Genomic DNA, 23,246 nt, shown 5'->3' with positions numbered 1-23,246 from the left:
GATGCTAGAAAGTACCTGTTTGCGATAGTCTATTGAATAAGTCATCGTTTATTTCATTAAATGCAATTGTTAATAGGGTTGTATCGGTTTTATTTGGATTAGACTATATACTGGGTTCGCTTGTATTGAAAATATTTTGGCGCAAGATTGTTGTAGATTGACCATAGCGATGAGGCGTAGACTTATACGCCGGTTTATCTATTATTTTTATCTACATTTAAGGACATGCTCATGCCACATTTAACCATTAAAGTGACACCCAACGTCAGTATCGCTCACGAAGAATCATTGCTCAAATCGTTAAACAAAGCATTGTGGGATAGTGGTCAGTTTAAGCTACCTACTGATATCAAAGCCCGCATTGTACCTATTAAGTCATTTCTAGTAGGTGTTGAAGACGATGAACAGGCCAATGGATTTATTTATGCTCACCTAAAGCTGATGAGCGGACGCGATATGGCCACTCGTGATCAGTTGGCTGAGCTGTTGGTTGCTACTATCGAGGAAAAAATAGGCGCAGAGCAGTCAGGACGTGCGGCATTGCAGATATGTGTAGAAGTTGAAGAGATAAGTGCGGTCTATCATAAGAAAATGCTTGGTAGTTAACAGTACTCGTCTTAAACAGCTCATTGCTGTGTATTCTGTATAAGTAGATTTTCAGTTAAGCATAAAAAAGCGCCTAAATGATAGGCGCTTTTTTATGGCTTACTAGTACAATCTTAATCTAGGAACGAGAAGTGATCGATTTCCATCGATGTCATGCTTTCGCTTGGTGCAACCATCGCTTCTGCGTGACCAGACGTGCGTGGTAGCAACTTATCAAAGTAGAATTCAGCAGTCTGAATTTTTGCTTTATAGAACTCTGGTGCTTCTGTGCCGCCATTTTCTAGCTTTTCATAAGCCACTGCTGCCATACGCGCCCAATGATAACCCATCATCACATAGCCTGAGTACATTAGGAAGTCCTCTGACGCTGCTGAGATGATTTCACGGTCTTTACGTGCCATCAACATCAAGCGTACCGTCAAGGTATTCCACTCAGCACATAGTTTGGTCAGTGCCCAAACGAATTTACGCATTTCTTTATCGAGTGCGTACTCGCCACACCATTTCATGATGTTTGACGTGTAGTCACGGATAATCTTACCTTTAGACTGTAAGATAACCTTACGACCTAGTAGATCAAGTGCTTGTACGCCAGTGGTGCCTTCGTACATCGTCGCAATACGAGCATCACGAGCGATCATTTCCATGCCCCATTCTTTGATGTAGCCGTGACCACCATAGACTTGCTGACCATGCTTAGCAGCTTCGATACCTAGCTCAGTTAAGAAGCCTTTTAGAATTGGCGTATAGAAGCCCAATTTGTCATCCCATTTTTCGAACTCTTCGTCATCGCCATTAACGATACCTTGTGCCATTTTGTCGGCATAACGTGCTGAATGATAAATCATTGAGCGACCACCTTCAGCAAAGGCTTTTTGCGTCAGTAGCATACGGCGTACGTCAGCATGATGGATAATAGCATCAGCTACTTTTTCAGGATCTTTAGTACCAGATAGCGTACGCATAGAACGGCGCTCTTTGGCATATGGCAGTGCATTTTGGAAAGATAACTCAGTATGCGCCAGACCTTGGATACCAGTACCGATACGAGCCGTGTTCATGAATGTGAACATGGCTTTTAGGCCTTTGTGCGGTTCGCCGATTAGATAGCCGACTGCGCCATCAAAGTTCAATACACATGTCGAAGATGCGCTGATGCCCATTTTGTGCTCAATTGAACCACAAACAACGGCATTGCGCTCGCCAGCTTCACCTTCAGCGTTCGGGGTGAACTTTGGTACGATAAATAGTGAGATACCGCGTGTGCCTTCTGGTGCATTTGGTAGACGTGCTAAAACAATATGGACGATGTTATCTGTTAAGTCATGCTCACCGCTTGAGATAAAGATTTTGGTACCGCTGATTTTGTAGGTACCGTCATCTTGTGGAATGGCTTTCGATTTAACTTGACCCAAATCCGTACCACACTGTGGCTCAGTCAGACACATGGTACCTGCCCATGAGCCTTCGACCAGTTTAGGTAAATACAGTGCTTTTTGCTCGTCAGTACCGTACTGAAGCAGCGTGTTGATACAACCTGTTGATAGACCAGGATACATCGACCATGACCAGTTAGCAGTACCGATCATCTCAGATTTAATAAGGTTGATTGACGTTGGCAGATTCATACCACCGAATTCTTCAGGATATGAGATACCTTGCCAGCCGCCTTCTACGAACTGGTCATAAGCCTCTTTGAAGCCCTTTGGCGTGGTCACGACGCCATCTTTAAAATGACAGCCTTCTTCACCACCTGATTGATAGAGCGGGGCAATGACGTTTTCAGCAAAATCAGCCATACCTTGTAGAATCATGTCTACAGTTTCAGGATCAGCGTTTTCGCCGTTGTCTAAGCTTTTATAATGCGTCTGATAGTCAAATACATCATTAATCAAAAATTTGATATCACGTAAGGGGGCTTTGTAAGTTAACATAATCGCTCTCTTTGGTTAGTTCGCTATCATAAACTTATGGCGCAATATCTGAGTCACAAATTATGTAAGCGATATTTACTTATTTTAGATGAGCTAGACGTTATATTAGTCATCAAGTGAATTATTAGTGGACAGCTTTCCAGTGTATTAGTTATTAGAACGTCTTTAGTGACGGACAGCTGTTATGGCGTTGATATGATTATAAATCTTAAACAGCGACAAATATACAACTAATAACTATTATTCATGATTAATTATGTTATTAATTCATTTTAGTTTGTATAGGTAAATTGTATCTTCGCTTGAAATTATTCTATAAAGGGTTATGTAGACTCATTTAAATTCAAAGAAAAATGGACTTATCAAATAGGAAAGCCATTTATGAGCACCTCAAAAAAGCAACAGCGAACCTCTTGGTTGAGCACACTATTAACTCGTATTAAGGGGTTAATCGATGGTGAGCTGAATCATTTACTCACAGTCAATCGCAGTCAGCGACCATGGCATATGCCAATCATCGCAGCGATTGCAATTAGCTTTCCGGTGTTTGTAGGGGCTTATTTTGGTGACTTGTCTTCAGGTATCAAAGCATCGCTAGGCTCGATGATTATTCTAAACCTACCATTTGTAGGCGGGCTACCACATCGGCTAGTGACGGTCATGGCTTGGGGGTTTGCGATGATACTTAGCTTTGCACTGGGTCTGATCGCGCAGCTGTTACCAGTGCTGCGATTACCTGTGTTTATGCTGATTGGCATTAGCGTAGTGATGCTAGGTCGTTATTATCGGCAACCACCACCAGCAGGATTGTTTGTGTTGATGGCGGGTGCGATTGCGCTATTTATCCCTGTGCCGATTGATCAAGTGCTCTCAGCGATAGGGCTTGTGATATTGGGTAGTGGCTCCTCGATGTTGCTAGCGCTACTCTATAGTTTGTTCTTATTGGCGACGCGTCCAGTTGCTTCTGTACCTGTCTATGACTATCAGCCTGATATGATTAGCGATAGTCTGATCGTGGTAAGTTTCGTTAGTTTGGCGTTGGTCGTTGCTGTTCTGTTAGAGCTGCCTTATCCCTACTGGGCAGCGATGAGCTGCTTTATTATCATCCAAGGTATGCAGCTACGAACCATGTGGATCAAACAGTTGCACCGTTTATTGGGTACGTTGGCTGGCATGGGCGTGGCGGGCTGGATGCTGTCTTGGGGACTATCAGGATGGGGCATCGCTATCGCGATATTATGTATGATGTTTTTGATTGAATCGTTTGTCGATCGGCATTATGGACTGGCGGTAATATTTATCACGCCGCTGACGATATTTATCGCCGAGTATGGTAGTACGATGTCAGTGCCACCAGTCGCTGGAGACGTTATCCAAGCGCGTATGATTGATACGGCGCTCGGCTGCGTGATTGGATTGAGCGGTGGTCTGGCGATACACTCTACGCGATTGCGTGTACCGCTGCGCCGTTTTGAAAATTGGTTGTTACTACGTTTTAGTTAGTAGCATAGCTCTGCAATACTTTCTCTTTGATTAACGGTCTTTATTTAACGCTGTTGTCGCTTGTGCGACATCGATAGTATGCCCAGTCCAACGCTCAAAGCTTAAAGCGGCTTGACCGATGAGCATACCGTAGCCTTCAGAGATCTGTGCGCCACGAGCGGCAAAATGTTGCAAAAATGGTAGCGGACGACCATACATCATGTCGTAAGCGTACTGACAGTTTAGAGCATCATCCAACGGCAACGTATCACCTGACAAGCCGATAGAGGTGGCATTAATAATAATGTCAAAAGAGCCACTAAGTTCATTGGTCGCGCAAACTTCGATATTTTGGTCATCAATCACTGAACTGGCCGCACTGAGCTCATTTACCAAATCAGCTGCCTTAGACACGGTGCGATTAGCAATCGTGAGAGAGCCGATACCTGCTTCAAATAATGGCAATATCACGCCACGAGCGGCCCCGCCTGCACCTATTAGCGCCATACGAGCATCGGTCAGCGGCCAGTCCATACTCATAATGTGATTGATAAGTCCTTGCCCATCCGTGTTATCACCATAGAGTGCTTCAGTGATTGGCACGCCGCTTTCTAATAGTGCTTTGTTCAACAGTAATGTATTGACCGCACCTGCCGTCTTGGCATGTTCTGATAAACCACCACGCGCCGCGCAGCAGTCATAAGCCACTTGTTTAAAAGGAACTGTCACATTGGCACCCAAACCACCACCACAAAAAAACGCCTCAACGACAGCTGTAAAACTGGCGGCATCATCAGGACAGTACTGACGCTGATAGCTAATATCAATCCCTGCTTGGATAGCAAACTGCTCATGAATCTCGGGAGATTTACTATGGGCGATTGGATTGCCAATAACGATAAAGTGTTGGGTCATAAATAGTCCGCTGGCTAGAAAATAAAAATACTATCAAAGAAGTAATAAGTGGCGCTCAATCATCATAAGGGATAACGCTATGATTGACAAACCAAGAGGCTATCACCAATCGATTATTAGAAAGTGACAGCGTTAGTCAGAGGCTGCCTTATCGCTTTTGAAAATAAATTGTGACATTGAGGCAAACATACTCAAAACACGCGCAAGCAATTTTCTACTTTCTACTAAAGAGAAGGTCGTTTTAGTACGTTATATATTTAACAAATCTGTACTCTCGGGGAGTGCTCCGCGTAACGTAAAAGGTAGTCAAGTGCTGAGCAGTTGGGTAAACTATAAAATATGGAAACCTATATCAATATGCTGTAATGACTGCTAGATTATAATGTTTGTGAAATATGCTCTTTATTGAAAACTATTCGTTATCAGCGGCGTTCCTGCCAGCTCGTTAATACTACTTCGAGATCAATCTAAAAGTGTGAGTAAATTATCCATGTGGAATCCTAACCTACAGACCCTTCTAGTCGGTACGATAATGGCAGTTAGTGTGACGCTCAGTGGCTGTGACAGCACCAAAGAAGATGCTCCAAATCCAGATGCTGAGACCAGTGAGCAGGCAACAACGAATGAGCCAGTACAGGACAGCGCAAACAATCCTGACCTAGATGGTGCCACTGCTCAGCAAGGCACGCCAGTGAGATATGATGTCGCAGCATGGGGTACGGATAAGGTTGAGTCGCTCGCTGTGGATGAGTTAGATAGTATAAAATCTGTGTTTGGCGAAGTGATGAGCACTGACGAAAACAGCCTAGACTATGCCAGTAATCCAGCGGCAAAATATCGCTTTATGAAAACGGACGCGCCTTATCTGGATATCATCGACTCTGAAAAATATCTAGAGCTAGGCTGGTATTATGCCAATCCTACTGACACAGACAAAGAAAAAGAGCTAAGCCAAAACCACGCCAAAAAAGCCTATCAACTATCGCGTCAATTGATGGGTGATGATGGCGGTAAAATGGTTGCTGATATGCTCAATAGCCAAATCATCAAGAATAGAATCGTCGGTGGACAAAAAATAGAGCTGGCAAAATGCGAGTTTTATAGCTGCATGCTGGTTATTAATAAAGCCGCTGCTCAAACAGACAATAGCTAAATCATGACCGATATGACGTCAGTGCCAAACGGCTGGGTTTGTCTGTACCCACAAGTCAGCAGTGTGACCGATGATAGTAGTTTGACCAAAGACAGCAGTGTGACCGAAGAGGGTAGGTCGACTAGCCAAACGGTAACCATGTCTTTAGATAATCGCGGGCTGGCATACGCTGACGGTTTTTTTACCACCATGGGTGTCATTGATGGATTGATACTGTGGTCAGACTACCATTATCAGAGGCTTGCCTCTCATGCTAAAGCCTTGCAGCTAAACATAAATAGCGAAGAGCTATTAGCCGTACTGCAACTGTATGCCCAGCAGTTAGAGCAGGGTATGCTAAAGCTAATAGTTACTCGCGCTGCGCAGAATGTACGCGGTTATGGTTATACACCTAATGCAAATGGTAGCGACTGTGAAATATGGCTAAAGGCTACGGCAATGCGAGTTTCTACTGCGCTGCAGTTGTCTTTACCTGATGGCAACCTAGTACCTATCCAACCTTATGCCTCGGCAATATGTTTGTCTTCTCAGATTGCTTGCTTACCGCCATCGTTGGCAGGTATCAAGAGTCTTAATCGTTTAGACAATGTCCTCGCTAGTGGTGAGCTACAGCAGATAAAAGCTGAGCCATTGGCATCAAAGCTTGCTTCAACGCTTGGTGAAGGACTGCTACGCGATATGAGCGGGCAGTGGGTTGAGGGTACGATGAGTAATGTATTCTATCAATTGGCAGAAGCACCACTATCAGCATCCAAAACCAGCGCTAGCGTTCATAAAGATGATGAAAACTACCTAACCACCGGTCAGTGGTACACCCCTTCTATGGCTCAATCGGGTGTCGCTGGCGTCATGCGTCAGGTAATTATAGATGCACTATCTACGACGCAATATCCAGTCATAATCAGGTCGCTACAAGATGAGGATTTACCTAAATTAACGCACCTCTTCTTTTGCAATGCACTGCGCGGTATCATGCCAATGAGCAGTCTGACGTTATTATCAGGTGATGTTGTGGATTTTGAATCTGCCTAGCTGTTACTGAAAGATATTGAATTGGGTATCAATAAAATCATCTGGATATAAAACCACTTGCTCATTTCTATACATCTCTTGCGCTTTCAAAAGGGCACTTTGCTCATCTTCTGCGACAACATCCACGATAGTGCTTAATGTTTCGACAATTTCAACTTGAAAGGTTTGTGCTGCCTTTTTATCTTTTATTATTATATTCACACTCGATTCTCATATATCACTTCAGTCATTTATAGCAAGTAGATTAGCAAAAGTCCTCAAAAGAAGTGATCGTCTTTTGTTACGCAGACTTGTGTCATAAAGCAAATCGATCAATGCTGCTTATCTAATAAGGAGATAAGCCAATGTACGAAGTTTATGAAGATGAAAGTATCCCGCTACAAATCCGTCGTTTGATGGTTTTTGATGAAATCTGTAAATTAGCGAAGAAAGAACCTGATGAAATTATTCATTTATCAAAATTTACTCAGTTATCACTCGGAGTTATGTATCTAAAGGATTTCAAGAAATTTATAGCCTTTGGTGGTGTGTTTGAGTATGCACAAACACCTGAAGAAGTTATTGAGCAACGTATTCGCATTTTTCCTAACGACGAGCCAGTAAAGTGTGCGCTGACTGTTAATCTAAAGCAGTTTACTCGCCCAGCTAGTACACCTATACAATTAGTGTGGTATTGGAATAAATATGTAAAGAATAGAATGCATGCTTATGTTGACTATCGTGAAGAAGTTTTTTTTCGGATAAATGATGAAATCGATTCGGATTATCCACCGCATAAGTTTCATGACCGTCTAGTTGCGACAGCTCGTCTGCCACTATGGGATGATAGAGATGAGTTAATTGCAGATGTATACCGTGACAATCAAGGCGAACCTAGACCTGAACGTTATAATGAAAGGCGTCTGTTATAATTCGAAATAATTACTATGTTATACGAAACTCATAATTAAGTTACTACTTATAGTTATAGCTGCTAATAAATTTTAGCGGCTGTAATATTATGATCTTGATACTGTGTTTATATGACGTATCAGCCTTCTTACATAAATCATCACTAGCCTTTGTGGCTCCGTCAATTGAAGTTAATGTACTGGTACTTTCCCAAGAAGTCTATTGAGTGATGCATATCTCCAATAACGTTCTTCATAATTGATCGTCTTTTGTTAATGAGTATTGCGTACTGATGTTAATCGATCAATGATTGCATTCTATCCAATACTATCTAACAGGGGGTAATAAATGCGAACTACCTATGAAGATCAACGAATTCCACTACAAGTTCGTAGATTGATGATATTTAATAAAGTTTGCGGTGCAGCGAAAAGAGACCCTGATGAAATAATTCACTTACCTTGTTATTCACAGATAGCATTTAGTATTGTTTATTCTAAGAAAGATAAAAAATACACAGCATTTGGGAGTGTGTTTAAGTATGCGCATACCCGTCAAGAAGTCATTGAACAAGGTTTAGATAAACAGTTTCATGAAGATACTGTGATGTGTGCAATCACAACCGAAAGACAAGCTTTTACTAAAGCTTCTCGCACTCCGTTAGGGCTGCTAATGAGCTGGAATAAACAGGTAAAAAATCGAGCTTATACCTGTCTCGATGGCAATGTGAAACACTTTTTCAAAGTAAATGATGAGCTAGAGCTAGATTACCCTCCTCATAAGTTTTACGGTCGTTTGGTTGCTGCCAAAGGTTTACCATTATGGGATGATAAGTGTTCTTAGTATAATTTTCGATAGTGACCACGGCTTACAAATTCAATGATGCCTTTATCTCGTAATATTTGTAATTGTTGGCGGATTTTATCTTTTACGTGGTTGTTTTCAGGATGTTTGAGCTGCAACTCGTCAGCAAAAGCATAAACTTGATTGAGAGAAAAACTGACATCGAGACGGTCGATACATTGCCAGACATCGAGTGTCCAACCGCGTGAAGCCATAGATTGCTTGCGTAAAAACAAAGTCTTTTGGAACTGTTGGGTGACATTTTCACGCGGTATAACTTGTTGGTCTTTGACCAAAAATACTTTGCCCGATTCGGGTACGTGGCGTAAGTCAATATTGCAACCAATCCAACCTGCTCGTTTGGCATTCACTGATAAGGGTTTACGCTTAACAATAATATCGGGCGTAAAGAAATGCTTGGGAATAATTAGAAAATTATTAACGGTGTATTCTTTTGAGTAGGTCAAAAAGAAGAAGCTGGGATTATTCTTACTATTGATACGCTCAATCATCGTCTGATAAGCACCATCATTGACAACATTGCTTAACTTGGCTTTTTTACTTTTTAGCTCATATTGCTCATTACAATTTTCGCAATAAAAATCAGCGACAGGTTTGTTATTAGCAAACTCAGCTAGCGATTGGGCGCTACAATTGGTGCAGTAACTATTTTCTTTTACCCATGCTTCGCTGAGTACACGAACTTTTTGAGGTTCAGAGTGATAGTTTTTAGCAAGACTTTGGTTGAAATGTAGGTTCATAAGATATTTTCATTATTAACAGATAAGCTGAGAATACTGAAAAAAACGCCTAAGTATTAAGCCATATAAACGGCTATCAAGAGCAAGATAATTCATAAGCTAAGCAAATACCATTGAAAATCGCACGGTTCAGTGCTAAATTCTAGCAAACATCTGCCTCGCGAGTTGCCATGAGCAAGCCTACACCCAATATACCACCTGAACGTCCCAATGAGTCGCCGTCAAACAAGCAAGATGGCACAGTCGAGGAGCGTGTCGATACCACGCTGCCGGACGCGCAACCAGTGGTAGATGAGGTGGAAGACACATCAGCAACGCCAGCAACCAACGTCTCGCTCATCAGCGGTAACAGTAAACCGCGTCAATATAAAGTCAATAACCCATCGTTTTTTATGCAACGTGGCTATCAAGTGCTGCTAGTGTTGGGGCTGATTGCTGCATTTTTCTTAGTCATGGTTTATCAGACGTTGTTTGGTCGTATCGAGCAGCCGCAGCAAATGGTCACGATTGAGCCAGGTCAGACGTATTATGGTCTACTACCGCAGTGGCAGCAGCAGATTCCGCTGTTTTCGGCAGGTGTGGCCAAGCTATATATCAAATCGCAAGTCGATGCGCCGTTGCATGCTGGTACGTATCAATTACCCGAAAACCCGACTATCGCTGAGGCGCTACAAATACTAGGTCAAGGCGCAAAAGCGGCTATGGTCAAGGTACAGATTATCGAAGGCAAGACATCTAAAGACCTTTATCAAGCGCTGCGTGACAATGACAAAATCGAAAAAGAAGTACTGACCGCAGATAGTGACAATACGAGTATTGCCCAAGCATTGGATTTGACGGGTGTATTGCCAGATAGTGTGACTAATAGCAGTGACCCGATTGTTAACTACAATCTTGAAGGTTGGTTCGCGCCTGATACTTATTATTACGGTGAAGGAACTAGCGATAAAAAAGTATTGACTGACTTGTATAAGCGTCAGCAGCAGGTACTGACTGATGCGTGGGAAAATCGTGCGCCGAATCTGCCTTACAAGAGTCCTTATGAAGCGCTAGTCATGGCGTCTATTATCGAAAAAGAGACCAGCGTTGCTGATGAACGTCCTTTAGTTTCTGCCGTATTTAGAAATCGCTTGAATAAAAACATGCGTATGCAGACGGACCCGACCATTATCTATGGTATGGGTAGTCGTTATGATGGCAATATCCGCCGCAAAGACATCAATGAAAAAACGTCTTATAACACCTATCAAATTGATGGTTTACCGCCAACGCCAATTGCGCTACCATCAGCGGCCTCTATCGAAGCGACCTTACATCCTGCTGATAGTGAGGCGTTGTATTTTGTGGCAACGGGCAATGGCGGGCACAAATTTACCAATAGCTTGGCTGAGCACAATCAAGCGGTAAAAGACTACCTCAGTGTCATGCGTGAGAAAAAATCTCAAACGCCGCCGCAGTAATACTCCTTCTTAATCCTCTTAAAAAACTTATCGTTTATTGAGCGCTACAAAGTAGAGGTAGTGCTCATCAATGACATAAGGTCATATCATGTCAGTATCTATGCACACCACCGCAACACCGTCACATACCAACACACCACCATCGAATCCACCTGAATCAAGTGCTTCAAATACGGAGACGGCAACTACTTTAGGTCGCTTTATTAGTTTTGAAGGGACCGAAGGCGTGGGGAAAACCACCGCGATTGAACAGTTGTGCTTGCGCTTAGAAGCTAATGGCATTCCATATCTGCGTACTCGTGAGCCGGGTGGTAGCCCATTTGCTGAGCAATTGCGTGACATATTATTGGACCCAGCGACTGATATCGAAGACGATACTGAGCTGTTGCTATTATTTGCAGCGCGCTGTGATCACATGCAGCAAGTCATTTTACCAGCGCTCCAAAATGGTACTTGGGTAATATGTGACAGGTTTACCGATTCTACTATTGCGTATCAGGGGTTTGGGCGTGCGTATGGCGACGAGTTGGTACGTGGCAAAATCGATATGCTTATCAAACAATTTGTGACGCAGCTTCCTGAGCTAACGTTGTGGTTGGATTTGCCAGTAGCAGAGGGTATGAAACGTGCCAATAAGCGCAGTGCTGCAGATCGTTTTGAGCAGCAGGCTACCGAGTTTTTTACTTGGGTGCATACTGGTTTTAGTCAGCTTGCAAGTGAGTATCCTGAGCGCATACAGCGTATTGATGCATCGGGCAGTACGGATGAGGTGAGTGCGCGTATATGGCAGACTGTTATGGACAGATTCGATATCAAATAATTAAATTTTGCCAAGTAGGTTTATACGGCAGTTAGATGTATCGATAGTTGGTTAGTTAGTTAGACAGTTAGTTAGCACCAACAAAAAGCCCCAGCATATTGCTGGGGCTTTTTATTAAGATAAATTCTTTATTATTGAATCAATAAAGCAGATAACTATGCACGTTATTTGTCATCTATTTTATCTATTTTTACACCATCAGTAGTAGCGATAGAGGCGTCGCTATCTTGAGCAGAGTCAGGTAGACGGTTTGGGTCAAGCGCCCCTTTTTTGTTTTTAGGCGCACTACCATTGCCATTACTGTTCGTAGAGGTTTTGGTCTTCGAAGTCGCTGTCGAATTTGCAGACATGACGCCTTTATTATCCACATTAGTAGCAGACGTTTTTGGCTCTTCTACTGGCTCACTTTTCTCTACGGTAGTGCTAGAAGGTGACTTAGTTTCAATGCTACTGCTTTGGTTAGTTGATGACTGATTAGCAGTGTTTTGCTCATCGCTTTTGTCACTATCTACCGAAGGCTCTGGCGCTGCTGTTTGACTGTCGTCAGGGTTAGGCTCCTGCTCTTTACGCTTTTCAGGGGCTTTTGAGTTAGATTCAAAGTTAGCATCAGCTGCCATACGAGCCTGCTCTTGCTTAGGCGTTACATCGACTGGCTTCGGCTGTACTTCATCGTCTACCACTAGCGATATGAGCTTACGGTCACGAGGGACAGTACCGTCAAACTTATCTGTGATAACGTGCAGTTTGCCTTCTTTGTCTACCGTATATAGCGGTACGAACTGCTTATTATCCGCTTTATACTGCTCAAAGCTATAGCTATCCGTAATGTTGGTAATCTTAATTCGAGCTTTTTTGGACAGCATACTGGCAAGCTTGGTATAGGTCACATCTTTGCCAAACAACCACTGTGAATGAAAGTTCGATTGCTTGTCATCACGCTCGCTTTTGACTTTTTCGTCACTGAATTTAAGACGGTATAGCTTGCGCTCACCAAATTCATGACGATAGTGAATCTCGGACAACGTGTTCATTTCTTTGTCCATACTCATTGCAAACAAGCGACCAATACCGATCAGATCCAGATGATGATCTGCGTGATCAGAGATGGGATTACCAAAGTAAGTACGCAGACCGCTCATGCGTGCGCGTGCAATATTGGTGTAGTTATTGTGCGCAACGATGACGTCAAAACCTTGATCTTTTAGAGAGGTAGCAATCAATAGTGCAATTGGGTTTGAGCCAACGATAAGGATACCATTGGTCTCAGGCTCACGTACGCCAAGTAAATTACCGACTACTTTTGCACCTAGACCCTGAATCATGACCGTACCGATAATGACCATAAATACCAGAGGTACAAGTAGCTCTACGCCTTGAATATCATACTCTTGCAAACGAATCGCAAACAGGGATGAGATGGCAGCGGCAACGATACCACGTGGGCCAATCCAGCTAATCATCAGCTTTTCATTGGTCTTAAGGTTAGAGCCGATAGCTGATGCCCAGACTGATAATGGACGTGCGACAAACATCACGATAGCGAGCAGCACTAGCCCTGCAAAACCAACGCTGAGCAAACTTGCTAGCTCTACACGCGCCGCCAGAATAATGAACAGCACTGAAATCAGCAAAATGGTCAACGATTCATTGAACTCTAAAATCGTCTCACGTGGGAATTTTGGCCAGTTTGCCAATGCTACGCCCAATACTGTGACAGTCAATAAACCTGATTCATGCTCTAGATGATTTGATATCGAAAATAACACCAGTACAAATGCTAAGGTAAAGACATTACGTAAGAACTCAGGAATCATATGACGGCGCATGAGGAAGGCAAGTAGCCAAGCGCCTGCCATACCCATTGCAGTCGCCAATACGACAATCTTAGCAAACAGTAGAATACTACTGGCTTCGCCGCCTGAGATAATGTACTCATAGACCAATACCACAGCGATAGCGCCGATTGGGTCAATGATAATACCTTCCCATTTTAGGATGTTGGAAATGGTTTTGTTAGGGCGTACACTGCGCAGCAGCGGCATAATAACCGTCGGACCAGTCACACAGACTAGCGCACCGAAGAGTAAAGCAATCAATGGATCGACATCGAATAGTAAATAAGTCGATAGTGCCACGATAGCAATGGTAATCAGTACACCGACCGATACTAGCATCTGTACCACGGTACCATGTTGCTTAATCTCATCGAACTCTAGCGTTAGCGATCCTTCAAATAGGATAATTGCTACGCCCAAAGAGATGAAAGGAAACATCAGCTCGCCTAATACCAGATCTGGGTCAAATACACCCAGCACTGGGCCGACGATAATACCAATCAGTAATAAAAATAAAATGGATGGTTGCTTTAAATACCAAGCCAACCATTGGGCGGCAATGCCAATCCCAACCACGCCGGATAGCAAAAGGGCGGTATCCATAAATTAATCCTTTTATAATCTTGTCATATTTTATATCTATCGATAGCTGTTATAAGATAGTCGCTACCGTTTATTTAACAATAAGTTGTTATCCGTTTTTGTTGTAGCTAGACCATCGCACTGATAGCCCTCATGAATCACAACATAAGCTAGATATGATATAACTACTATAAAGTAGCAAAGACAAAAGCGCTTCTAGATAAATCACAATACGCTAGAAATGCAAAAGATGGAAAACAAGAGTGATGATAGCCAGTTCATAAGCCTGCAATAAACAGCCTCATATACAAGCTAACTTTTGTTTGTTTAGTAAAATATTTGGTTTGACATCATACCATGATTTTATTTCAAGCTGATGTAAGCTGTAACTGCTAAAAACCTATCTTACGGCCATAAAAGTATACGAAGTCCGTATGAAATAACGCTGCCTTGGGTTATCCTGCACTATGCAAAAGGCTTCAGCATAATACTTCAAGGTTTTATTTATCATACAGTAGCTGCGTTGGGCATGCACGTCGCGCACAGGATAATAGTGTTAGCGCCATGAAATGTCATATACTGAACGTTGAAAGTATTTATTTTTATAAGACACTATTAATCATGTTCTACACTATTAACCACCTTCTAAAGACAAGCGCTCTATAAGTATTCAAGTAGTGAGTAGTGATAAAAATAAGCGTAAAGTAACGGCTAAAGAGCTATGACAATAAGTTCGAATAAAAGTGCTGCGCCACATAAATAGACAAGATAAAAGAACATAATTTCACCAAATAGTAACGAATAGGGGCATGCCGCTTGGTGTAGTCGCTATCGCTGACAATCATAACGTGGCTGTTAATAACAGCGATTACTCATATGGAGGACACAAAATGCCTATCAATATGTTCAAAGGACAGACCACTGCCAATATGCAGCGCTGGTTACAACGTAGTGCATTGGCATTCGCTGTTAGTACCGCGATGTTTGCTAGTATCAATGTCACGACGATAAACAGTGCTCAGGCTGCAGTCACTACGGCTGATTTCTCTGGTTTGGTGCAACAGGTCACACCAGCAGTGGCTCGCGTTAATGTCACCAAAACGATTAGTGAGGCCGAGCTCGCTAAGGCTCAGACTGCTGAAGTGTTGCGTCAGTTCTTTGGTGATCGTCTGCGTATTCCAGATCGAGTCGCGACGCCAGCGATTGAACATGCTTATGGTACGGCCTTTTTTATTACCTCCAATGGATATATGCTGACCAATCATCATGTCATCGCAGGTGCGGACAAAATCACTGTAACGCTCAATGACAGAACCGAGCTTGATGCAACCTTAGTCGGTAGTGACGAGCGCTCAGATGTGGCCGTGCTAAAAGTTGAGGGCAGTCAATTTCCAGCCCTGCCTATCGGCGACTCCAGTGGTTTAAAGGTAGGGGAACCAGTGTTAGCAATCGGTTCGCCATTTGGTTTTGACTACTCAGCCTCTGCTGGTATTGTCAGTGCTAAATCACGTAGCTTTTCGCGCGAGACCAGTGTGCCATTTATTCAAACGGATGTGGCGCTAAACCCAGGTAACTCTGGCGGGCCACTATTTAATCAGCGCGGTGAAGTGATTGGAATCAATTCGCGCATTTTTAGTGGTACTGGCGGTTATATGGGTCTGTCATTCTCTATCCCTATTGACGCTGCCATGGATATTTATGAGCAGTTAAAAAATGACGGTGAAGTGGCGCGTGCTTATCTAGGAATCTATCCACAAGATATCGATCGCAATCTGGCCGAGGCTTATAATTTAGAGCGTCCTCAAGGTGCTTTACTGACTCGTGTATCACCAGATTCACCAGCACAAAAATCAGGCCTAAAACCTGGTGACATCATTTTGCAATACAATGACGTACAAATCATGGAGGCATCTGATTTGCTAAACTTGCTCAACCGAGCGCGTCCAAGCGACCCCTTCCGTGCACGGATTCAGCGTAACGGTAAGCAGATGGTGATTAACGGTAAGCTCGCTTATGCGCCCAATGATGTAAGAGCACAGAGCGGTGATGAGCAAAATGATGATGTACAATTGGGCTTGCGTTTACGCGATTTGACGGCGGATGAACAAGCAGAAATCGCTGTCGATAATAAAACGGGCATATTGGTTACCACAGTGGATCCTACTGGACTGGCCGCGCGCTCAGGTATTCTGGCAGGTGATGTCATCACTAACTTTCATCAAAAGCCGATCGAAACAGTGGCAGATTTTTCAGGTGCTATCTCATCTCTTCCTAAAAAAGGAGTGGTCACTATAGAAGTTATACGCCAAGGCATTCCTGCTATTATTGGTCTACGTATTGAGTAGGTGTCATGATTAAATCGTGGCTGTGAATGTCACTGTTAATGTGACTCATAATGTAACTCAGATTATGGTTCAGGGTATAAAGGCAGCGCGCACGTCAATAATTGTGCTTGTCTATCATGGAGGTCGACCTCTATAATGTTTGGTTTTTTATCAAACAGCTAAGAGTAAGACCTCAACAGCAATCCATTCGTTAAATGAGCTATTGATCAATCAATACGCTCTAAGGTGGGCCGAGTCGCTTAGTAGGCTCGTACCATTATGCAACCGCTAGGTAATTATGACTGACCCCGCTCTACATACGCTTATTACGACGACGTCAGCAGCATTGCTAGCGTACATTGCACTGTGGTCAGGGCTACAAACGTTTAATGCCAATCCTACCAAGCGCTTTATGCGCATTTGGGTGAAGCTTGCATTATATTATGCCGCTTATACGATGCCTATTTGGGCAGTATTGCTTATCATGGTTTGGTCACAGGACCTGATGCCGATGTTAGCGCAGCTATCACTACCTGCCGTACTGATGGCAATATTGATGATGGGCTTGTACTTTTATACTGTCATTGTACAACCCAACCGCTTACGATTAGAGCATCATTCTATTGACTTAGATTTGTCTACACCGCTCAAGGTCGCCGTATTGGCAGATTTGCGTATAGGGATATACGGTGGTAAGCCGCGTCATATTCGCAAGCTGGTCTCTACTATCAATGCTTTGTCAGCAGATGCCGTACTGATTACTGGGGACTGGCTATACTACCCAAGTGCAGATTTAGTGGGTCAGTTAATGCTGTTCAAGGGGGTAAATAAACCTGTTTATACAGTCATGAGTACCTCGGACTTGCGTTATCAGTCTATGAATACGACCAAGCAAGGTCAGCCATTATTAGAAGATACATTGGCTAGTACTTTTGATGTACTCGATATTAACTATATCGATCAGCAATGTACGTCACTGCCACTCAAATGTGCAAGAGCGACAAATGAGCAGTTAGTCGTCAATCAGTCGACTTATCGAACTAATAATCAAGACAGTGTTGAGCAAGAAAACTCGAATACAAATTCATTAGTAGCGGTGCTTTGCGGCTGGCAAGATGTGTCCAAGCAATCTACAGATATTGAAACGTCAGAGGCGACTGATAAAGCAATGCTTGGATCGGAGATTGCCAATGCCACCAGTCCAGTGATTATCTTGGCATCACGATTTGATAGTATCAGTGATCTGCCAAAGTCTTTACAGCCACGCCCTTTGTTGATAACCGGTGCTGCAAAGGCTATTCAAAAAAATATCCTGCTTGCTCAAAAAAAGAACGATATTCGACGCAGTAGTGAGCAGTCAGCATTGCTATATAACAGTCGCATGGGTAAGCAGCGCGGCCTATACCAACATGCAAGTGCACAGATATTTGTTAGTAGCGGCATCGGTACGAGAGGGTTGCCTTTTCGATTCTATCGACCTACTATCGATGTGTTGACGATTCGTTAATATTACATAAGAGACTTATCAGCGCACGTTGATTACGCTAAACTGCTCCTTTAATGATGTAAGTATTCATCTACAAGGTTTTAGGCCAGGTTCTATAAATTTAAGCGAAAAATAATACCCATTTTTTGGTACTAAAATTATGTGCTGACTGCCAATTGATTGATAGCGGTCAAATCAAAATATGCTACACTAACGAGCACTCTTATTATTATATTTCTGTCGGCTAGTAGGTACGCCTATTACTCTTGGTAAATTGCCATCACGATACTGATATCGTAGATATAATAATCTATGATACAAACGCTATTATAGTAAGTAGAGACGCAGCATTAACATCAAGTAAGTTACGCCATCAGCGTTTATCAACGCACACAAAGCAATGGCCACTTGCAAACGACCTATCATGTGACAGCTTTAATAAAAGCTAGGATAATACAGTAAGGCACGGTTATGAGCACAGCATACGACGAGATCAAAACCCGACTACAAGGCTCAATGGTAGCTTTGGTAACGCCCATGCACCCTGACGGTAAGGTCGATTATAAACGTCTCGCAGATCTCATAGATTGGCAGATCGAGCAGGGCACACACTGCCTTGTGGCTGTTGGTACTACTGGCGAATCAGCGACCTTATCTATGCAAGAGCATAGCGATGTTATTCGCTATTTCGTTCAGCATGTTAAAGGTCGTGTGCCGGTCATCGCGGGTACTGGTGCCAACAACACGATGGAAGCCATCAAGCTGACTCAGGAGGCTGCCGATGCAGGTGCAGATTGCGCGCTGCTCGTTGCTCCTTACTACAATAAGCCGCCACAGGAAGGCTTATTCCAGCATTATCAAGCCATTGCCAAAGCCGTAAATATACCGCAAATGCTGTACAACGTGCCTGGACGTACAGTGGTTGATATCGCCCAAGAAACGGTTGAGCGTTTGTGTGACATCGATAATATCGTTGCTATCAAAGATGCGACAGGATCTGTCGGTCGCGGTGAGCAATTGATCAAAGTCGTTGGTGACAGAATGGTTGTGTTATCTGGTGATGATGGCACTGCGCTTGATCTAATGAAAGTAGGTGGCAAAGGTAATATCTCAGTCACTGCTAACGTGGCGCCAAAAGCCATGAGTGAGACTTTTTCTGCAGGTTTACGTGGTGACTTTGAAGCGGCTGGTAAAATCCATGACGTGGTCAAACATTTGCACCGTGACCTATTTATCGAATCAAGCCCTATCCCAGCGAAGTACGCCTTGCATAAAATGGGCATTATCGATAAAGGTATCCGTCTGCCATTGGTTTGGCTCGCCGAGCAGCATCATGCGACTATCGATGAAGCATTGGTTCGAGCAAACATACGATAAATTGATATTTAGCCAATTGATATTTAGCCAATTGATATTCGGCGATTTTAGATTTGTTGCTAGTTCGATGATTGATATTCGAGCTAGTAGCAAGTCAACTTATAATGATAAGTCAATCGCCTACATGAGCAATAACTGCTAACTCAGAGAGACAACATGATGACATTATCATCAAAAACAGTATCATCAAAGACGACAAAACTACTTCCAGCAATGCTGACCTTGGTTTTGGGTAGCACTTTGGTATTAAGCGGCTGTCAAGCGACTAAAAACTTGCTTGGTAAACGTGATAACGGTAGCTTAGATTATCAACAAAGCAAAAAGCTTGCACCGATAGAGCTACCTGCTGCCCAAGAAACGGCACCTTTTGTACCTTTATATTCAACACCTAATGCTGGAGCAAACACGCTCCAACTACAAAATGAGTCAGGCAATCAGTATCAGCTGCCAAAACCTCAGCGTGCTGTTAGCAACACTTCGAACTAAACTTATTCCCTTATCTATATCGCTGACTTTTGCGTTTTTTATCATAGCCGCAAACCATGTATCTTACATCAGTCAGCGGTAGCTGCGCGTTTTTACCACATAAGCTTGAACGAACAGGAACCCCCATAATGCAAAAGCAACAACTGCTGTATAAAGGTAAAGCCAAATCTGTCTATGAAACAGAGGACAATGATCTTCTGATTTTGCACTTCCGTGATGATACCTCAGCGCTTGATGGTAAGCGTATCGAACAATTAGCACGCAAAGGTGTGGTTAATAACCGCTTTAATGCTTTTATCATGCAAAAATTGTCTGATGCTGGTATCGAAACACATTTCGAGAAGCAATTGTCTGATGACGAAGTGTTGGTTAAACGCTTGGACATGATTCCTGTAGAGTGCGTGGTTCGTAACTTTGCAGCTGGTAGTTTGGTACGTCGTTTAGGTTTAGAAGAAGGTCAGGCATTGAAGCCTCCAACGTATGAGCTGTTTTATAAAGATGATGCGCTAGGTGATCCGATGGTTAACGAATCACTTTCTGTATCTCTTGGCTGGGCGACCAAAGAACAACTGGCTAAGATGGAAGAGCTAACCTATCAAGTCAACGATGTATTAAAGGCATTGTTTGATGCGGGTGATTTGATTCTAGTTGATTTTAAACTAGAGTTTGGCGTATTCCATGACCGTATCGTGTTAGGTGATGAGTTCTCACCGGATGGCTGCCGTATCTGGGATAAGAATACCAAGAAGAAACTTGATAAAGACCGTTTCCGTCAATCATTAGGCGATGTGATCGAAGCTTATGAAGAAGTGGCTGACCGTATCGGTGTGCCATTAAAATAAGCATTCGATAGGTAGTATAAAATAAAAAAACTGAGCCATGTGCTCAGTTTTTTTATGGCATTATATTTATGATGGTACCCTAGTGAGTACTCGAATCTTTGGCTGTGGGCTAAGGGTATCAAAGTTTTAACTCAATAAGATAGGCGCGGTGTACTTCATAGTGTACTTACTATGCACAATAGAGAAGCAGTTATGTCTAATACTAAAGCAGTATGGTTATGCAACTATAACAACTTTGATGTGACAGAGACCTATGGTATCAAAGCGACGTTGCCAGAGGTTTTTGATGCTGTGCAATTTTACAAATTAGAGAAGAAGAAAAAATCTAATGTAATAGAGAAAGGTGAAGAGCAGAAATACTATAACATCAACGAGATGGATCTGGTCTTTTGCAAAAGGTGGTCTAAAGGTGAACATATTAATACTCACCATATGCCTAGCAAGGTATTTATCAAGCCAAATGAGAAACTACCTAAAGATGATGAACTAATGTTTAATATTATTGGGGGGTATTTATTATTCAATCAACAGTGCTATGACATTATTAGTCAGTTCACGCTAGGCGCTACGCATTTTAGCCAAATCTATATCTATGACATTGAGACAGAGGAACTAAAATCGCAAACGCCTTATTATTTTATCAATATCGCAGAGACGCGTGACTATCTCAATGTTAAAGAAAGTAAAGGGATCGAAGAAAATTCTTATGCTCCAAAATTACCCACGCATTCAATATGGGAACCAACCGATGATGACATCCAGCTGAATACTAGCGCACAAGAGTGTGAGGTAGATTTATGGCATGACCCTGTATTACGTAAATCTTTATTTTTCTCAGACGAGTTGGTCAGCGCCTTATTAGCCTCAGGGATCAAGCAACAAGCGCTAGCTTTGATTCGTTGCGTCGTCAAATAATTAGTTTATACATTGATATCCAATGATATCCAATGATATTAACAATCAAAATACACTGTTATTGGTGAACCGCTTATAACACACTCATTCTAAAAATAAGTTTTTTATCATCAAATAGTACCTTTGAGGTATACCCCAACAGAACCAGTTATCTCACCCTTCAAATTTATGAACAGACCACTTAAAACAGTCCGCTATAATAGAACCCCTCATAACAGACTATAATTCCTATCCATTTATCAACCAGTATCACCCTTTCAGCCATAGGCTTATCATTTAACTCGTATAAAAAATCAAACATAGCGTCAACACTGTCCTCGATACCTTGTCTTACTTTTATGCTAATTTGTTAGTACTTATTCATATCAATTAGACCAGAAAAATAAGAAAAGGTTTCGCTAATGTCTACTGCCTCATCAACCGTTTTGGATCCTGACTGGTTCACTCGTCCGACCTGTGTGGTCGCTGCTGACCTGATTGGTAAAGTCTTATGTCGACAGCTAACCGATAGTGATGGACAGCAAAAAACGCTACGTATGCGTATCTCTGAGACCGAAGCCTATATTGGTCAAGATGACCCCGCTTGCCATTCACATGCAGGTACTCGAACGGCGCGCACAGAGATTATGTATGAGCAAGGCGGAGTGTTCTATGTCTATCTGACATACGGTGTGCATCATATGCTAAATTTGATTAGCGGCTCTATAGAGTCACCTGAATCGGTATTGATCCGCGCTGGGTTTTTGACCGATGATAGTGACCGTCTGATCGAAGAGCAACAACTCAGTCCAGATAAGCAATTTACTCATCCTAAGCAGTTCGCAGGCCCTGGCAAATTGACCAAACGCTTGCAAATTGATCGCGATTTATATGGCAAACCTGTTTCGCCGACATCAGAAGTTTGGATAGAAGATGATGGCTGCCAGCCACCTGTATCACTACGCCCACGTATTGGTATTGATTATGCAGGTGATGCCAAAGACTGGCTGCTACGTTATATATGGACTGATCATCCTTCCTTATCTAAGAACTAGCAAATTGAGACTCAAAACCATTCTATGAGGTAAGCCTATGTATAAGTTGACCGTTTTTATTCCTGATGCAGCGTTAGACCAAGTGAAATCTGCTCTGTTTACTGTTGGCGCTGGGAAGATTGGAAACTATGAGCAATGCTGTTGGCAGGTACAAGGAGTCGGTCAGTTTATGCCATTATCAGGTAGTACGCCGCACATTGGTACACAGGATAGTTTAGAAATGGTCGATGAATGGCGAGTGGAAATGGTGGTAGATGAAGCATTTATCGATGCTACCATTGCCGCGTTAAAAGAGGCGCACCCGTATGAAACACCAGCTTATGATGTGATAAAAGTTTTGGATTTCTAGGGCGTGTCCTCAATTCATCTTGCAATGAATGATAGTGCACGTTAGGTAAAGCATCGACTTAAAATTACGAGCCAACTTCTCATATCTAGTAGCGATACTACGAAAGTGCTTAAGCCTTG

Annotated in this window: 21 protein-coding genes and 1 pseudogene; 16 read left to right on the top strand and 6 right to left on the bottom strand. The window is 42.8% G+C overall.

The window, feature by feature from the left end; genetic code table 11:
• Nucleotides 1–231 precede the first annotated feature (231 nt).
• The gene (locus I3254_RS00165; RefSeq protein WP_238050390.1) at nt 232–606 is read left to right on the top strand and encodes a 5-carboxymethyl-2-hydroxymuconate Delta-isomerase; all 375 of its coding nucleotides are present in this window, start codon (nt 232–234) and stop codon (nt 604–606) included.
• Between the two features lie 113 nt (nt 607–719).
• Here the strand turns inward: I3254_RS00165 and I3254_RS00160 are convergent, their stop codons facing one another.
• Nucleotides 720–2,540 carry an acyl-CoA dehydrogenase C-terminal domain-containing protein gene (locus I3254_RS00160; protein WP_238050389.1) on the bottom strand — a complete coding sequence of 607 codons (1,821 nt, stop codon included), beginning with the start codon at nt 2,538–2,540 and terminating at the stop codon, nt 720–722.
• Nucleotides 2,541–2,921: 381 nt separating this feature from the next.
• Here I3254_RS00160 and I3254_RS00155 point away from each other — a divergent pair, with 381 nt between their 5' ends.
• Complete coding sequence (locus tag I3254_RS00155) at nt 2,922–4,043, top strand: FUSC family protein (RefSeq protein ID WP_238050388.1); 1,122 nt, start codon at nt 2,922–2,924, stop codon at nt 4,041–4,043.
• 30 nt (nt 4,044–4,073) lie between these two features.
• Here the strand turns inward: I3254_RS00155 and aroE are convergent, their stop codons facing one another.
• Nucleotides 4,074–4,937 carry a shikimate dehydrogenase gene (gene aroE, locus I3254_RS00150; protein WP_238050387.1) on the bottom strand — a complete coding sequence of 288 codons (864 nt, stop codon included), beginning with the start codon at nt 4,935–4,937 and terminating at the stop codon, nt 4,074–4,076.
• 490 nt (nt 4,938–5,427) lie between these two features.
• Between aroE and I3254_RS00145 the strand changes: the two genes are divergently transcribed.
• Together I3254_RS00145 and I3254_RS00140 are read left to right on the top strand one after the other, a co-directional pair.
• On the top strand, nt 5,428–6,090 hold the full coding sequence (locus tag I3254_RS00145) for a hypothetical protein (protein WP_238050386.1): 663 nt from the start codon (nt 5,428–5,430) through the stop codon (nt 6,088–6,090).
• Between the two features lie 3 nt (nt 6,091–6,093).
• A complete protein-coding gene (locus tag I3254_RS00140) occupies nt 6,094–7,122 on the top strand; it encodes an aminotransferase class IV (RefSeq protein WP_238050385.1) in 1,029 nt (342 codons plus the stop codon).
• A 3-nt stretch (nt 7,123–7,125) separates the two neighbouring features.
• Here the strand turns inward: I3254_RS00140 and I3254_RS00135 are convergent, their stop codons facing one another.
• Entirely contained in the window at nt 7,126–7,323 is a 198-nt protein-coding gene (locus I3254_RS00135; RefSeq protein ID WP_227526663.1) for a DpnD/PcfM family protein, read from the bottom strand.
• Nucleotides 7,324–7,466: 143 nt separating this feature from the next.
• Between I3254_RS00135 and I3254_RS00130 the strand changes: the two genes are divergently transcribed.
• Nucleotides 7,467–8,033 (top strand): hypothetical protein, encoded by a 567-nt coding sequence (locus I3254_RS00130; protein WP_201606892.1) that lies wholly within the window; start codon nt 7,467–7,469, stop codon nt 8,031–8,033.
• 328 nt (nt 8,034–8,361) lie between these two features.
• Complete coding sequence (locus I3254_RS00125) at nt 8,362–8,856, top strand: hypothetical protein (RefSeq protein ID WP_238050384.1); 495 nt, start codon at nt 8,362–8,364, stop codon at nt 8,854–8,856.
• On the opposite strand, the gene I3254_RS00120 is transcribed toward I3254_RS00125, so the two are convergent.
• Nucleotides 8,853–9,617, bottom strand: a complete 765-nt coding sequence (locus I3254_RS00120) for a DpnI domain-containing protein (protein ID WP_238050383.1) — start codon at nt 9,615–9,617, stop codon at nt 8,853–8,855. The two genes, I3254_RS00125 and I3254_RS00120, sit on opposite strands and share 4 nt — an antisense overlap.
• A 170-nt stretch (nt 9,618–9,787) precedes the next feature.
• Here I3254_RS00120 and mltG point away from each other — a divergent pair, with 170 nt between their 5' ends.
• Both mltG and tmk read left to right on the top strand, forming a co-directional pair.
• Nucleotides 9,788–11,077, top strand: coding sequence for an endolytic transglycosylase MltG (gene mltG, locus I3254_RS00115; protein ID WP_238050382.1), 1,290 nt, complete (start codon nt 9,788–9,790; stop codon nt 11,075–11,077).
• 88 nt (nt 11,078–11,165) lie between these two features.
• Nucleotides 11,166–11,897, top strand: coding sequence for a dTMP kinase (gene tmk / locus I3254_RS00110; RefSeq protein ID WP_238050380.1), 732 nt, complete (start codon nt 11,166–11,168; stop codon nt 11,895–11,897).
• Between the two features lie 164 nt (nt 11,898–12,061).
• Here the strand turns inward: tmk and I3254_RS00105 are convergent, their stop codons facing one another.
• Nucleotides 12,062–14,335, bottom strand: a complete 2,274-nt coding sequence (locus tag I3254_RS00105) for a sodium:proton antiporter (RefSeq protein WP_238050378.1) — start codon at nt 14,333–14,335, stop codon at nt 12,062–12,064.
• A gap of 869 nt (nt 14,336–15,204) precedes the next feature.
• Here I3254_RS00105 and I3254_RS00100 point away from each other — a divergent pair.
• The 8 genes from I3254_RS00100 (at nt 15,205) to I3254_RS00065 (ending at nt 23,127) form a co-directional block, all read left to right on the top strand.
• Entirely contained in the window at nt 15,205–16,659 is a 1,455-nt protein-coding gene (locus I3254_RS00100; RefSeq protein ID WP_238050392.1) for a Do family serine endopeptidase, read from the top strand.
• 277 nt (nt 16,660–16,936) lie between these two features.
• Nucleotides 16,937–18,145 (top strand): hypothetical protein, encoded by a 1,209-nt coding sequence (locus I3254_RS00095; RefSeq protein WP_238050376.1) that lies wholly within the window; start codon nt 16,937–16,939, stop codon nt 18,143–18,145.
• A gap of 450 nt (nt 18,146–18,595) precedes the next feature.
• On the top strand, nt 18,596–19,501 hold the full coding sequence (dapA, locus tag I3254_RS00090) for a 4-hydroxy-tetrahydrodipicolinate synthase (RefSeq protein WP_238050374.1): 906 nt from the start codon (nt 18,596–18,598) through the stop codon (nt 19,499–19,501).
• A gap of 135 nt (nt 19,502–19,636) precedes the next feature.
• On the top strand, nt 19,637–19,987 hold the full coding sequence (locus tag I3254_RS00085; protein ID WP_201549022.1) for a hypothetical protein: 351 nt from the start codon (nt 19,637–19,639) through the stop codon (nt 19,985–19,987).
• Nucleotides 19,988–20,115: 128 nt separating this feature from the next.
• A complete protein-coding gene (purC, locus tag I3254_RS00080; RefSeq protein WP_238050372.1) occupies nt 20,116–20,829 on the top strand; it encodes a phosphoribosylaminoimidazolesuccinocarboxamide synthase in 714 nt (237 codons plus the stop codon).
• A gap of 192 nt (nt 20,830–21,021) precedes the next feature.
• Complete coding sequence (locus tag I3254_RS00075) at nt 21,022–21,744, top strand: hypothetical protein (protein WP_238050369.1); 723 nt, start codon at nt 21,022–21,024, stop codon at nt 21,742–21,744.
• A gap of 401 nt (nt 21,745–22,145) precedes the next feature.
• Nucleotides 22,146–22,778 carry a DNA-3-methyladenine glycosylase gene (locus I3254_RS00070; protein WP_238050367.1) on the top strand — a complete coding sequence of 211 codons (633 nt, stop codon included), beginning with the start codon at nt 22,146–22,148 and terminating at the stop codon, nt 22,776–22,778.
• 37 nt (nt 22,779–22,815) lie between these two features.
• Nucleotides 22,816–23,127, top strand: a complete 312-nt coding sequence (locus I3254_RS00065) for an NGG1p interacting factor NIF3 (protein WP_238050365.1) — start codon at nt 22,816–22,818, stop codon at nt 23,125–23,127.
• A 9-nt stretch (nt 23,128–23,136) separates the two neighbouring features.
• On the opposite strand, the pseudogene I3254_RS00060 reads toward I3254_RS00065, so the two are convergent.
• Nucleotides 23,137–23,246 (bottom strand): annotated as a pseudogene (locus I3254_RS00060) (IS5/IS1182 family transposase); the annotation flags it as partial.

The sequence above is a fragment of the Psychrobacter sp. Ps2 genome, from assembly GCF_022129405.1.
Taxonomy (GTDB): Bacteria; Pseudomonadota; Gammaproteobacteria; order Pseudomonadales; family Moraxellaceae; genus Psychrobacter.
Note: the sequence above shows the minus strand (reverse complement) of the source record. Positions and strands in the feature narration are given on the sequence as shown.

What these genes read in the sequence shown, in the direction of transcription:
- I3254_RS00120 (WP_238050383.1), bottom strand. Translation starts at nt 9,617, where the DNA reads ATGAACCTACATTTCAACCAAAGTCTTGCTAAAAACTATCACTCTGAA.
- I3254_RS00070 (WP_238050367.1), top strand. Translation starts at nt 22,146, where the DNA reads ATGTCTACTGCCTCATCAACCGTTTTGGATCCTGACTGGTTCACTCGT.
- I3254_RS00125 (WP_238050384.1), top strand. Translation starts at nt 8,362, where the DNA reads ATGCGAACTACCTATGAAGATCAACGAATTCCACTACAAGTTCGTAGA.
- dapA (WP_238050374.1), top strand. Translation starts at nt 18,596, where the DNA reads ATGAGCACAGCATACGACGAGATCAAAACCCGACTACAAGGCTCAATG.
- I3254_RS00095 (WP_238050376.1), top strand. Translation starts at nt 16,937, where the DNA reads ATGACTGACCCCGCTCTACATACGCTTATTACGACGACGTCAGCAGCA.
- I3254_RS00065 (WP_238050365.1), top strand. Translation starts at nt 22,816, where the DNA reads ATGTATAAGTTGACCGTTTTTATTCCTGATGCAGCGTTAGACCAAGTG.
- I3254_RS00140 (WP_238050385.1), top strand. Translation starts at nt 6,094, where the DNA reads ATGACCGATATGACGTCAGTGCCAAACGGCTGGGTTTGTCTGTACCCA.
- mltG (WP_238050382.1), top strand. Translation starts at nt 9,788, where the DNA reads ATGAGCAAGCCTACACCCAATATACCACCTGAACGTCCCAATGAGTCG.
- I3254_RS00075 (WP_238050369.1), top strand. Translation starts at nt 21,022, where the DNA reads ATGTCTAATACTAAAGCAGTATGGTTATGCAACTATAACAACTTTGAT.
- I3254_RS00130 (WP_201606892.1), top strand. Translation starts at nt 7,467, where the DNA reads ATGTACGAAGTTTATGAAGATGAAAGTATCCCGCTACAAATCCGTCGT.
- I3254_RS00165 (WP_238050390.1), top strand. Translation starts at nt 232, where the DNA reads ATGCCACATTTAACCATTAAAGTGACACCCAACGTCAGTATCGCTCAC.
- I3254_RS00155 (WP_238050388.1), top strand. Translation starts at nt 2,922, where the DNA reads ATGAGCACCTCAAAAAAGCAACAGCGAACCTCTTGGTTGAGCACACTA.
- I3254_RS00105 (WP_238050378.1), bottom strand. Translation starts at nt 14,335, where the DNA reads ATGGATACCGCCCTTTTGCTATCCGGCGTGGTTGGGATTGGCATTGCC.
- I3254_RS00145 (WP_238050386.1), top strand. Translation starts at nt 5,428, where the DNA reads ATGTGGAATCCTAACCTACAGACCCTTCTAGTCGGTACGATAATGGCA.
- tmk (WP_238050380.1), top strand. Translation starts at nt 11,166, where the DNA reads ATGTCAGTATCTATGCACACCACCGCAACACCGTCACATACCAACACA.
- aroE (WP_238050387.1), bottom strand. Translation starts at nt 4,937, where the DNA reads ATGACCCAACACTTTATCGTTATTGGCAATCCAATCGCCCATAGTAAA.
- I3254_RS00100 (WP_238050392.1), top strand. Translation starts at nt 15,205, where the DNA reads ATGCCTATCAATATGTTCAAAGGACAGACCACTGCCAATATGCAGCGC.
- purC (WP_238050372.1), top strand. Translation starts at nt 20,116, where the DNA reads ATGCAAAAGCAACAACTGCTGTATAAAGGTAAAGCCAAATCTGTCTAT.
- I3254_RS00160 (WP_238050389.1), bottom strand. Translation starts at nt 2,540, where the DNA reads ATGTTAACTTACAAAGCCCCCTTACGTGATATCAAATTTTTGATTAAT.